7 protein-coding genes are annotated in these 12850 nt (G+C 50.1%); all 7 read right to left on the reverse strand.

The genetic code is table 11. The annotated features are described in order from the left end of the window. Positions 1 to 153: 153 nt before the first annotated feature. The gene (locus C7B65_RS23460) at positions 154 to 1281 is read right to left on the reverse strand and encodes a tetratricopeptide repeat protein (protein WP_073074882.1); all 1128 of its coding nucleotides are present in this window, start codon (positions 1279 to 1281) and stop codon (positions 154 to 156) included. Beyond that, positions 1278 to 2555, reverse strand: a complete 1278-nt coding sequence (locus C7B65_RS23465) for a tetratricopeptide repeat protein (protein ID WP_073074883.1) — start codon at positions 2553 to 2555, stop codon at positions 1278 to 1280. The genes C7B65_RS23460 and C7B65_RS23465 overlap by 4 nt, the downstream gene beginning before the upstream one ends. 30 nt (positions 2556 to 2585) lie before the next feature. Continuing rightward, complete coding sequence (locus C7B65_RS23470) at positions 2586 to 5012, reverse strand: CHAT domain-containing protein (protein WP_106254168.1); 2427 nt, start codon at positions 5010 to 5012, stop codon at positions 2586 to 2588. Positions 5013 to 5292: 280 nt separating this feature from the next. Further along, the gene (locus C7B65_RS23475; RefSeq protein ID WP_073074885.1) at positions 5293 to 7497 is read right to left on the reverse strand and encodes a caspase family protein; all 2205 of its coding nucleotides are present in this window, start codon (positions 7495 to 7497) and stop codon (positions 5293 to 5295) included. A 44-nt stretch (positions 7498 to 7541) separates the two neighbouring features. Continuing rightward, positions 7542 to 10211, reverse strand: coding sequence for a CHAT domain-containing protein (locus C7B65_RS23480; RefSeq protein WP_073074886.1), 2670 nt, complete (start codon positions 10209 to 10211; stop codon positions 7542 to 7544). 176 nt (positions 10212 to 10387) lie between these two features. Then, positions 10388 to 10684, reverse strand: coding sequence for a tetratricopeptide repeat protein (locus C7B65_RS23485; protein WP_073074887.1), 297 nt, complete (start codon positions 10682 to 10684; stop codon positions 10388 to 10390). A 68-nt stretch (positions 10685 to 10752) separates the two neighbouring features. Further along, positions 10753 to 12850: CHAT domain-containing protein (locus tag C7B65_RS23490; protein WP_146135845.1), on the reverse strand; the 2098-nt coding region annotated here is incomplete at its 5' end.

The raw sequence follows: 12850 nt of genomic DNA on the forward strand, positions 1-12850 counted from the left end.
TGTCAGACATAGCTTTTTAGAATTTCATTTCAGCTCGTTGCTGATTTAGCTAGTAACACATTAGGTGTCATCATCGTACAATTTAACAAAATCGCTGTCGTGATTTTAAGGCTATAGCCAAAATAAGGTGCTGGCAGTCTAACAAATTCTCTGTCATTTTTTTAGCCTGCCGATGTCACGGTTGAGTCCTTCAGCCCGTCGATCGTTGAGCAAAATAAAGCCTGCCTTGGCTTGACTGTAAAAGATTAGAGCTTGTTGGAGATTTTGAGTCACCTCATACAATTCACCTAAGCCGTATAAGGTGAGTGACCATTCCTCTAAATCTTCTAAGGATTGAACAGTTTCGATCGCTCGCAAGTAGGCATTTTCTGCTGGGTTCATAACTCCTGTTTGCAAATATAAATCACCCAGGGTGCGGTAGATCAGGGGCGACCGCTTGCCTTGGGCGATCAGCGTTTCTAGAGCGGCGATCGCTTCGGCGCTGAGTCTGTAGCCGTTGGCTGTCTTTTCTGATAATCCGTAAGCAGAGGGTTGAGTGACTCCGTAGTTGCGGTAGTAGGCGGCTAGTTTGAGAGCTTTCACTTCATCGCTGAGATTGCCTTGCAGGATTTGTTGCACCTCTGCTTGAACCGCTTTCGCTTCGGTGTCCCGAAGGAGGATGAATTCGGTGCCCGTGCTGGTTTCAGATTGAGAGGATTTACCAGTGTTGGTCTGGATGACTACAGAGTAGGGGATACCCGGTTGCAGCGCGGGTTGGTTGGGATAGGTGACTTGCGGCTCTTTGACCTGAGTTTGCCAGACTGTTCCTTTAGGACTGATGACCTGAACGGTGTATTGAGTGGCTCCGGGAACAGGATGCCACTGTAGTGTGGGTGTGCTGGAGAGCAGGAGAGTCCGGCGGGGAGAGATCAAATAGGGAATCTGAGCATTGACACCGCCAATACTGATTAAGGGAGGGGGACCTTTGGAAATAACAACTTTCCACTGGGGGCAAATCTGTTTCAAGCCGAGTCTTTCTTCAGCAAGGCGAACGGGTTGTTTTTTGCCATTGGGGCAAGCGATGATCACAACAGCGCTACTGGCACGTCGGAGCTGATCGCCATCCGACAACTGTGTGCCGACTCGATTCACGGGGCGAAACTCTGACCAAGTTTTGCGTTTGAGTTCGACTTTGCCTTTGATTTCGTTAATGTAAGCGGTTTGAGCGATCGCACTACCTCGTTGCGCCGCTACAACTACCAAAGACAGCAAAGCAATCAGTGGTTTTCTAAATCGGCTCATTTGCGTTTATCCTCTTCCTTCAGCTTTTTACGGGCGGTGATTGCCCAGGCATTTTCTTCTGTGATGAAAAAATTGGCATTGGCGTTGCAGGTATCCCAGGATGCAAGGGCTGCTTTCTTCTTAGCCTGGGCTTCTTTAACCTGAGCCAGCAGACAATAGGGCGAGGCGATCGCAAGGGTGGTATCGTCATTTGGGTCAGCCGCTTTTTCGGCTAATTTGGCGCTTTTCTGTAACGCGATCGCGTCATTCAACGTTGATTCGGCATCGCTGTAATCGTTTTGCTGGAAGCGTGCCCAGCCGAGATTTTTCAGCATGGCGTAACGCTCTTCAGGCGATAATTTTTCTTCCTCTTCCAGAGCTTTTAGCAAAAGGGAAGTCGCAACTTCTGGTTTCTTATCCAGGATCTTAAGTCGAGCGAGATTGTTAATAGCATCGGGAATGCCTGCACGAACCGCTAGTTGATAGCTAGTGCGGGCTTGTTCTGGGTCTTGCAGGTCTTCGTAGAGCAAGCCGAGACGGAGGTGGGTTTGCTCATAGTCGGGATTCAGTTGTAATGCCCGTTTATACAGTTCCTCCGCAGTGCCCAGGTTTCCCTGCTTGTAATTTTTGAAGCCCCAATCGGAGTAGAGAGTAGCAATTTGGGGCAGAGATAGCCGCAGCCCTACCGCTCCGGTCAACAACAGCACCGAGAAACCTGCGCCGACTTCGTGCCAGTATTGCTCTGAGATTTGGAATCGATTCAAGAGGCGTTTGTTTGCCTCCTGTCCGGCGATCGTCAGGGCACCCCCTGCCGTTAGGAGCGCTCCAATACTTTGGGCACTGACGGCGATCGCACCAAAGGTATCGGGCCCACCTTTGAGAAAACGGGCGGAAACGTCGCCAAAAAGTCCAACAGAAATTGTAATACAGGTGATGGAGACGGCTTGCCAAACCCAGTCTTGATTCCACCAAGGGTTAGGTTTTTGGAGCTTGAGCGACCACCACCAGGCTTTTTCAGACGGGCTAAAGCTGGTTTGCCAATCGATGGATTTGAGGCATCGATCGATCGTCGCTGCCTGGTCTTTGAGTTGTTGATCAAGATCCGCGATCGCAGTAAGTGTTTCCCCGGTGACACCTTTGGTTTCTTGCAACAGGGTCTGAATTTCATCTCGCGCTGCCAGAGCTTCGAGTATCAGGGGAAGGAGGATGCCATCGGGTTTGGACTGCGCGATCGCGGCGGTGAGTTGGGCGATCGCAGTTTGGTAGCGCTGTTGGGTAGGGGGTGGATCAGTCATGGAGATGAGTTTGGTGAAGCTTGTATAGTTTTATAGCCCATTGCCGATCAAAATGAAGGGTGCCCAGTAGAAGGGATGTTTGAGGGTAGTAGGAAGGGAGGACTGGCTGGAAGTTGTGCCAATTTGAAAGCTACCGCGCAGTTTACCACCTGCGGTAAAATCGCTGGTAATAATGGCAATTTGGGCTTGCTGAAGGGCTTCGGCTTTGGGAACACCTTGCTTGAGCAGACCATAAAAGATATTCATCAGCATTTGAGTGCCGCCATCGTGGATTGACCACAGGGAAGAAATGGCGGCTTTGGCTCCGCCACGCTGAAACTGGTAGCCGATGCCCAAGACTTCTACGCCGTCTTCGTCTTTGCCTGTTAAACCGACTCCTGTTTCACAGGCGCTAAGGACGACCAAATCGATGTTGTCGAGGGTGCCGTCTTGAATGTCACTGAGGCTGAAGCGATCGCCGTTACCCATCACCAAAAAGGATTTTTTGGGGTTGCCAATCAGAAATTTGCCGTGAGTGGCGAGATGAACAATGTTGAAACTGTTCATGCGGGTTTGCAGAGTGGCAAGGCTAAAGTCACGATCGAACAGGGAGACGGTGCCAGGGCGATCGCTGACGAGAGACTGAACTTCTTTTTTGGCGAAGGGCAACCCGGCAAACTGAAAGGACTGGTTATCAACAGGAATGGTGATTTGGCGTTCTCCAAAGGCGGCGGCGAGAATGTGTTGATCTTTGTGGGGTGGGGTGAGCAGGTCGCTGATGGCAAGGGCGGTGATGTTGTTGATGCGATAGCGCTGCACGAGCCATTGTTTGCCATCGTGGAGGGCGGCGAGGGGAATGTAGCGCAGTTGCCCATCGGGAGCGTAGAGGATGGTTTTGGGATGGGCTTGTTTGAGGTCGGCTTCGATCGGGTGAATCAGCCAGCCATAGAGTTTTTCGGCTAGTTCTTGAACGTTGCTCTGGGGGTTGCCGAGGGCAGAACGAAAGTCAGCGATCGTGCGGTTGAGTTCTTCGCGTTTGACGTTGACGGTGCGACGCAGGGGTGGGGCACCGGGGACGCTAAGGACTAGTTCGAGGCGATCGTTGAGAATCAGGGGATAGAGCAAAACGGCATCGAGGCGTTGGAGTTGGTCTTTGAGTTTTCTGATTTGGTTGAGGTTGACGGCTTCGTTGTCGCTGCTTTGCTGCAATTTTGCGACGAGGCTTTTGATCTCAGGACTATCAACGAAAGCAACGAATTGGGTGTTGATAGCGGTTTCCAGTTTGACGAGTTGAGTGAGTCGCGGTTGTTGGGTGGGCGGTAGGACGTTTTGGCTGTCGAGTTTACGCAGGTCGGCAAGCTCTGAGCCGATTTGAATGGCGCTTTTTTGAAGCTCGTTGTATTTGGTGAGGATCTCTTGTTCGGCGCGACGAAACTCGATCTGCTGCGCGGTGCCGCGCACATTGCGGAGATAGTCGTCGAGTTCTTGCACTTTCAGCAGGTCAAGGATTTGCTGTGCTTCTAAGATTCGGTCTTGGCGCAGCAGCAGATCGGCAAGGTAGCGATAGGTGCTGGCAACGGTCCCGGTGTAGGATTTTTGTTGTTCTTGAGGAAGAACTTTGAGTTCGCCGCGAGTTTGCTCGTAGGTGCTGACTGACTGTTTGAGAAAGACGATCGCCAGCGCGGGTTGCTTTTGGGCTTCTAGTAAATAGCCAATGTTGTTGAGCGTAGTGCCTTCTGTCGCGCGGTTACCAATCTGTTTATGAATGGCTAAGGCTTGCTGATAATACTCCAGCGCTTTGGGATGTTGCCTCAGACGGAAGTAAATGAACCCAATATTGTTGAGCGTAGTGCCTTCTCCCACACGGTCACCAACCTGTTTGCGAATGGCTAAGGCTTGCTGATAATACTCCAGCGCTTTGAGATATTGCCCCAAGCTGGAGTAAATAAACCCAATATTGTTGAGCGTAGTGCCTTCTCCCACACGGTCACCAACCTGTTTATGAATGGCTAAGGCTTGCTGATAATACTCCAGCGCTTTGGGATATTGCCCCAAGCTGGAGTAAATAAACCCAATATTGTTGAGCGTAGTGCCTTCTCCCACACGGTCACCAATCTGTTTGCGAATGGCTAAGGCTTGCTGATAATACTCCAGCGCTTTGGGATATTGCCCCAGACTGGAGTAAATAAACCCAATATCGTTGAGCGTCACTGCCTGGTTTTTCCTATCGCCGCTACGGTCTTTGGTCTGCCGATAAATTCCTAGCGCTTGCTGTAGCTTCTCCAATGCCGCCGGATATTGCTGCTGGCGTAATAACTGCTGTCCTGCTTGCAGCAAACGCTCTGCCTCGGCTTTCCGGTCTAGCTGCATTTCTGCCAGCACAGGCAAAGACTCCACCATCAGCGCCGGACTCAGCACCGCACCTGACAGCAGCAAAGATGCCGCAACTCGCTTAAATTGACGATGCCAGAGAGACATATTTTTGCCCCAGGGTTACGTGATGGTTATAACGTCAGTTCGACGAGTTTTTTCGCTTCGTTGTCATCGGCTTCTGCCCCCTAAATCCCCCAATTTGAGGGGCTTCAAGCCAAAATTTCAGTTCAAAGTCCCCCAGAATGGGGGATTTAGGGGGCTTCCCGAATTCATAATCGAAGCGAACCCCTTCTGCCGAACTGACGTGGTTATAAGTTTATCCACTCATCTCAAGGAATATTCCAGAAAAGCATACTTACCTTCACATTATTCTCTGATCGCCCAGCTACCCAATGATCTCAAACGTCACCGACAATGCCGCCATCTGCTGCGAATCTAACCGCTGCTCCTGGGTTTGACTGCTGCCCCTCCGCCCTCCGCCAACTAGCTCGTCTAACAGCGTATTCACCGTCGAGATTGCCTGCCCTGCCCGATCGTCCCCCCGCGTCTCAGACAACACCTGCAACTGAGTGATCGCTTGCTCTAACGACGTGGTGCTAAACACTACCATCACCTCTGACATCCCCAGGGGAGGTGTCACCGTCACCGTTGTGCGGTTTCCTGGAATCTCGATCGCTGTTTTAGCGGGCACGATCGACGTAAACGGCAAAGGCTGCACTTCCCCATCCGCACTCAAAAACACGATCGCGCAATCCAAATCCTTTGCTTCATTGTTCTCCACCACAATCTGAATCTTTTCATTCACTCGAATCTGTTTTGCCGACTGTCCAACCCCCAACGGTGCGGTCTGTCCACCTCGCACTGCGACCACCTGTGCGGCAAACTCTCTCGCCCCCGCAATCCGCACTGCCGCCTTCACGTTTAATCGGGTTGAAGTTGGGTTTAACATCAACTTCAGCAACCGCCCCGCCAACAGAAACTTAAACTTCGGCTGCAACCGTTGCTCTAGAGCTTGAGCGACTGATTCTCCAGGTTTGCCAAACGACTCTGGCAATGGCTCCAAGCCCGAATAAAACAGCCCTAAACTGCCCACTGCCGGAATATCCGCTAACTTGCGCTGCTGCATTGCGTCATAGACAGGTTTCGTCATCCGCCCCAAAATGTAATGCACCTCCTGCTGCAACAGGGGGACAGCTTCGATGCGCGATTGAATTTTGGGTAGTTCTGCTTTTGCGATCGCCGCCTCACTGCCCAACGAGGGATCTAACCCAATTCGCAGCGACCAGTCTGAAGGAATCACCCGCGATCGCTCTTGAAGCAGCGTCCCCGATGCGATCGTCCCAGGAGTTTTGAGTTTGACTGTTCCTTTAGCATGAAGCTGATTTCGTCCCGTAATCTCAACTGTCGCGATCGCTGCGCCCTGAGCATTCACCAACGTCAAATTGGCACCCTTACCGAAGGTTTCTAACACCTGGGGTTCTACTCCATTCAGCAAGATCTGTACCTGATTTCCTTCGACCTTCGTGACTACCGCTTCTGCTGCCTGTCCTCGTGTAGCAAAGTCAGACAAGAAATACGTCGGCTGCGTTTGATTGCTGCTATTGGGCTTCGTCTGAAGGTCAGGGGTTTGAGTCGCCGCTTGATTAGTCAATGTTTTAAGCAGCCGCTCTGTCTTCGCCTTCGTCGCGATCAGCACGGTGCCCATCGCCTCATTTCGGGTCTGCTGCCAGAGGTAGCGCGTCAACGCATAGGTAAACACTCCCGCATGAGCATCTCCCGCAAAAGTGGCATCTGCCGCTTCTTGATTGCGTTGGGCTGCGACTAATGCGACTCCTTTAGCCAATCCCGCCTGCCGCTGCCGAATCCAATCCGCACGAGACAGCTTTAGTTCTGCTAACTTCTGTTCTTGGTAGGCTCGTTCTGCTGGACTAGCAACCAACATTGCACCCCCGCGATCGCCCCTCAGCAATAACTCTGCTTGCCCCGGACGCGATCGGATCACCAGGTTTCCGCGGGTGCCGCCTCCCGCATAGCAGCTATCCAGCACCACCGTCACGTTCTCCGTCTTCAGCGCCGCCATCAGCAAAAATAGGGTGCCAGAGGTAATGTCCTCGACCTCACCGCCACCCGGAGGCAAGTCGCTATCCCACGGAACCAGGGTGCCATTGAGGTTGTCTTTAAAGGTACGATCGGGGTCATCCACCGTAGAACCATGCCCAGAGTAGTGAATCACGATCACATCCCCCGGCTTTGCCCATTGGATTAAGTCTTCAAACTCATGCAGAATATTTTCACGCTTTGCATTCTCATTGGTAATCAGCCTGACATCATCAGGTTTAAATCCAAAGCGATGGACTAACAATTCCCGCTGCATTTCCACATCGTTTACGGCTCCTGGTAGCGCTGCCCAGCCGCTGCCTTCTCGAATGGCAAGGTAGTCGCTAATGCCCACTAATAATGCTCGTTTACGTGGGGTACTTTGTGCCAAAACTTTAGCATAGCGGAGGGACTGTTGCTGAAGCTCTAACTGGCTAAAGCCCAAGGTGGCAAGGGTGGCTCCAGTAGCCTGCAAAAAATGACGACGTTTCATGAAAGCATCCTAGAATTCTCTGCACGGGTGGATAGCTGATTTCTCTACAAACTGTTGCCAATTAGAATAAAGGGTGCCCAGTAAAAAGGATGGCTAAGATTGCGGGGAATGACCGCTGGTTTTCCAGCCTGAGTTGTCTCGATCCTGAAGTTTCCTCGGTCTAGCTGGGATGATTGACTACTACTCTGCATTACAGCGATCTGTGCTTGCTGGAGGGCTTCAGCTTTGCTCATGGTGCCCTTTCCCAGATTTTGGTAAAACTGTTGCATCAACACGCTAGTACTAGAATCATTGACGAGCCAGAGAGAAGCAATCACTGCTTTCACCCGATTTTTTAAGAAGTAGAAGCTGATGCCAGGAATCTCGATTCCGCTCTCATCAGGCCCCCCTACTGCTGTTTGGCAAGCGGATAGGACAATCAGATGCACACCACCCATATAGTTTTGCAACTTTTGAATCTCTGCAATTGTGAGACGGTTGCCTTTGCCAGGAAGAATAAAAGAATTTTCAGGTTGCCCAGGTTCAAACTTGCCGTGCGTTGCGATATGAACAATTTGACGACCGCGTAGGTTATCTCGAAAAGCTGTGTAGTCGAAGGCTTCATCGAGAAATTCTGAACCGTGATACATCCCTTGAGAATTTGAGCTATTTTGCACGATCGCACCCAGCTCTTTGGGAACATTTGGCAAAGCACTAAAGCCGGGAACAGACTTAGAGACACCTAGTGCCAGGACAGAAATTTGGTCGGGTTTGGTAGGTAGGCGATCGCGGGTATCGGTGAGTTCGGCTGCCAGAATATTAGAGACAGCGTATTTCTGGATCAGGTATTGCTGGCTCTGATTGTCGAATAAAGCCGCCATTGGAATATAGCGCGTGGCGCGATCGAGGGCAAAAACAAGATGACGAATCTGCTTGGGATTGAGTTCTTTTTCTAGAGGACGGATTATCCAATCATATAGTTGAGCACTCACCTGCTGAAGTTCATTGAGATCAGTGGTTGAATCCTGAAGGAGTTCTCGAAAGCGGGAAACAGTTTTCCAAAGTTTCTGCTGTCCGACATTAGAAACTTCCACAGTACGGAATGCGATTCCTTGCTCACCTGCTTTGACTGCTAATAGGAGGCGAAGCTTGTTGTCAAGTACAAGCGGATAAATGAGAACAGTACCTGCTTGAGATGTGACCACATCAGTTGCCGTGCTGCCCAACTGATCAGAAGTCAGGAAAGCCGGATCTTTTGCGAGACGTTCTCGCAGGGTTTTGCTGAAGGTATTGGATTCGCGGTTAAAGGCAACAGTGAGTTGATCGAGTTGGTCACGCAGGTCTTTGCAGGGTTGTCCTTTGTGTTCGCAGTCGTAGAGCTTTTGTCCAAACGCAACCAGACCACCGTATTTTTCTAGGATTTGTTTCTCCAGTTGCAACAGGGTAATTTCCTGCTTGTCCTCAACTGGGCTGCTGCGGGTAAAGTCCTTGAGTTCTTGAAGTTTCAACAGTTCCAACACGCGTTGTGCTTCTGACAACCGCCCTTGAGCTAACAGCAGGTCAGCTAAACGCCGATAGGTGTCCGATACTGTGTGAACATAGGACTCCTGTTTATCCTTGGATAATTGCTGAATGTTTTTCCTGATGCTTTCAATGACATTCACAGATTGTTTGTAAAATACAATGGCTAAGTCTGGTTGCCCTTGTTTGGCAAAAAGACTTCCCAGATTGCTGAGAGTTGTGCGTTCAGCGTCACGATCGCCAATGTCTCGACTAATCTCCAACGCCTGTTGGTAAGCTCTCAACGCTTTTGGATATTGGTTTAACTGTACATATAAATCACCGAAGCTATCGAGCGTTCTGCCTTCGGATCTACGACTATTAACCTGCTGTGCAAGTTTGAGTGACTGTTGAAAAGCCACTTCAGCTTGGGGATATCGCCTCAACTGAGTGTAAACCCGTCCCAGTCCATTGAGGGTATAGGACTCACCACCATAATCACGGGTTTGCTGACGGAGCTTTAGAGCAGCTTGAAAAGAGTTTAGTGCTTGTAGATATTGCTTCTGAACATAATAAAGAACGCCCATGTTGTTCAGTGTGCGCCCTTGCACCATCAAGTTATTGGTATGTTTAGCTGAGGCTAGGGCACGCTGATAAAGCTCAAGGGCTTCAGAGTATTGACCCAATTTTGAATAAGTAAGAGCAATATTACTGAGCGTGTCTCCTGCAAGTCCTAAGTTTCCTATTTTTTGATGATTGATTAAAGCCTGCTGATAAGCATTAAGTGATGCCGAAAACTCGCCTAAGCTGTAATATGCAGAACCAAGATTATTTAGGATACTCCCCAGAAGCCCTTTTCCATAGTCAGTCGGCTGCTTAATCTTACTCAGGATTTCAACTGCTTGCTGACTAAGCTTAACAGCTTCTTGATACTGAGATTGCCTACTGTAAGTTATCCCCAAATTATTCAGGACACTGGCTTCAGCTTCTTGGTCGCCGATTTTTCTATAAATTTCTAAAGTTTTCTGAAATGTCTCGATCGCAGCTTGATATTGAGCATTGGAAAGCTGCCGTTGACCCTCCTTAAACAGATAATACGCTTCGGTAACAGAGTCCGGTGCTGCTTGTGCTATGGATAGATGGTTGGGCTTTATAGGCTCACCTGAAAAAACAGGTTTTTCAAAAAATAGCAATCCTAAACTAATCAACATCACGAGACTAAACTGCCTGCTCATCACACACAACTTTTCCCAGACAATGAGAGTACATATAGCAGCAATCCTAATTGAATTGTGGGATGGGCATCTTGCCCGTACAGGCTGGAAGCCTGTCCCACTTTCACACCTGAAATAGGATTGCTATATATAATTTTGAGCCTTTTGGCAAAATTGCTAAGAACACTTCTGCACTGTTAACGTTTACGACTTTTGGGTTGGGGACTTTTGGGTTGGCGAGGATCTGTAGGTTGCTGGCCAGGGTCGTCAGGAGCACAAAAGTGTAGTTTTTCTGCGTCGTAAGAAGCCCACTCACTGAAGCTTTGGTAAACCTTTGCAATCCTACTGAAAGTTTCGGCTTCTCCATTAAGATCACCGATTTCTTGATAAGTTTCTAATGCTCTACTGTAGGCATCGATCGCTGAATAATAATCCCCTTGCGCGTACAGCTTGTCACCGTCTTGTAAAAGTTGTTTGGCTTCAGAATCTGACATTTAGTTTCCGAGCAATAAATGTGTTGTCTATAATCCTAAACTTAGAAAATTTGGTGAACAGAAAAAACTTACAAACCGTTACCAATTAAAATGAAGGGTGCCCAGTAGTAGGGATGGTTGAAATTGCGGGTGATGGCAGATGTTTTGCTACTCGGCATTGACTCAATCTTGAAGCTGCCGCGATCGCCCTCAGTTCCCGTGCCATTGCCTTGAATCATCGATCGTTGGGCTTGCCGTAATGCCTCAGCTTTGCTCATTTTGCCCGTCGCTAAATTCTGGTAAAACTGCTGCATTAATCGGCTAGTGCTGGCATCGTTGACTTTCCAGAGGGATGCCAGCACCGATTTCACGTTTTGGGTCAGGAAGTAATAGCTCAAACCCGACACTTCAATCCCTTCTTTATCAGGGCCACCCTGTGCCGTTTCACAAGCAGATAGCACAACGAGATGAATGCCCCCCAGATCGTTCATTTTTTTGATGTCTGTTACCTTCAGGTGATTGCCGTCACCGAGGACGAGGAAAGACTTTTCGGGATCTTCAGAGTCGAATTTGCCGTGGGTCGCCATGTGCAGAATGCGGTAGTCGAGGATGTCTTTGAAGGCGTTGAGAGTAAAGTCGCCGTTGAGTCGTTCGGCACCTTGAAAAATACCTTGGGAGTCGGGTTTGTTGGTGCGAACGATCGCATTCAGTTCGTTGACGACATTGGGTAGGGCGGGAAAGCCTGGGGCGGCGTTGGAGAGTCCTAGACCGAGGACAGCGTTGTCGGCGAGGTTGGGGGAAAGTTTATCTTGGGTATCGGTTAAGCCTGCGGTGAGGATGGTGGAGAGGCTGAAGCGTTGAGCGAGGTATTGACTGCCGTCGTAGAGGGCGGCGATCGGCACATAGCGGGTAGAACGATCGAGGGAAAACACCAGGTTTTGAATGCCGTTAGCGTCGAGCTGGGGGCGCAGAGGTGCGATCAGCCAGCCGTAGAGTTTTTGGCTGACTTGCTGGAGTTGTTTAATATCGCTATTCGGGTTTTCTAGCAGTTGGCGAAATTGGGTAACGGTGGCGGAGAGATCTTTGCGGCTGACGGGAATTTCTTTGCTGGCGAAGACCACGCCTTGTTTGCCTGCTTGAAGTCCGTAGACGAGCCAGAGTTTGTCTTCGAGGACGAGGGGATAGATCAGGACGGTGTTGGGTTGGGACTGGACAATTTTGTAAGCGGCAACGGTGAGTTCTTCTTGTTGCAGTTGGGCGGGGTCTTTGTCGCGTCCTTGGCGGGCAAGGGTGCGGAGCCGATCGGCTTGTTGACTAAATTGCTCAGTGGCTTGGTTGCGTTGGCTGAGGAGTTGGTCGCGATCGGCGCAGTAGGGTTTTTGACCTTCGCAGGTGGTGAGTTTGATGCCGAGGGCGATCAGGTTGTCGAAGGGAGGAATGACCGGGGCTTCGATCGCATTCAAAGGTGCGCCTTTAGTTTCGCCACCAGCGCGGGTGTCGCGGGTATAGTTGCGTAGTTCCTGAATTTTCAGGAGTTCGAGGACTTTCTGGGCTTCTAGAACGCGACCTTGGGCAAGGAGCAGATCGGCAAGGGCGCGATAGGTGCCTGCAACGGTTTGGGTGTAGGATTCTTGCGACTCGCGGGGCAGTTTGCGAAGGTCTCCGCGAATGGTTTCGCGAACGCTGACCGATTGTTTGTAGAAGACGATCGCCAGTTCTGGTTGTTGCTGTTTTGCCAAGGTGTTACCCAGATTGCCGAACACGATACCCTCTCCTTCGCGATTCTTGATTTCTCGCGCGACGGCTAAACTCTGCTCGTGATACTCAATGGCTTTGGCATAGTTGCCCAGAGAATAGTAAGCAATTCCCAGATTGCCCAGGGATTGTCCTTCACCAAGTCGGTCTTTGATTTCTCGTGCGATGGCTAAACGCTGTTCGTGATACTCAATGGCTTTGGCATAGTTGCCCAGAGAATAGTAAGCAATTCCCAGATTGCCCAGGGATCGTCCTTCACCAAGTCGGTCTTTGATTTCTCGTGCGATGGCTAAACGCTGTTCGTGATACTCAATGGCTTTGGCATAGTTGCCCAGAGAATAGTAAGCAATTCCCAGATTGCCCAGGGATCGTCCTTCACCAAGTCGGTCTTTGATTTCTCGTGCGATGGCTAAACGCTGTTCGTGATACTCA

Origin of the sequence: Phormidesmis priestleyi ULC007 (assembly GCF_003003695.1) — a bacterium.
GTDB lineage: Bacteria > Cyanobacteriota > Cyanobacteriia > Leptolyngbyales > Leptolyngbyaceae > Phormidesmis_A > Phormidesmis_A priestleyi_A.

Excerpts from the sequence above, each read along its gene's own strand:
- C7B65_RS23460 (WP_073074882.1), bottom strand. The coding sequence starts at position 1,281 with ATGAGCCGATTTAGAAAACCACTGATTGCTTTGCTGTCTTTGGTAGTT.
- C7B65_RS23465 (WP_073074883.1), bottom strand. The coding sequence starts at position 2,555 with ATGACTGATCCACCCCCTACCCAACAGCGCTACCAAACTGCGATCGCC.
- C7B65_RS23470 (WP_106254168.1), bottom strand. The coding sequence starts at position 5,012 with ATGTCTCTCTGGCATCGTCAATTTAAGCGAGTTGCGGCATCTTTGCTG.
- C7B65_RS23475 (WP_073074885.1), bottom strand. The coding sequence starts at position 7,497 with ATGAAACGTCGTCATTTTTTGCAGGCTACTGGAGCCACCCTTGCCACC.
- C7B65_RS23480 (WP_073074886.1), bottom strand. The coding sequence starts at position 10,211 with ATGAGCAGGCAGTTTAGTCTCGTGATGTTGATTAGTTTAGGATTGCTA.
- C7B65_RS23485 (WP_073074887.1), bottom strand. The coding sequence starts at position 10,684 with ATGTCAGATTCTGAAGCCAAACAACTTTTACAAGACGGTGACAAGCTG.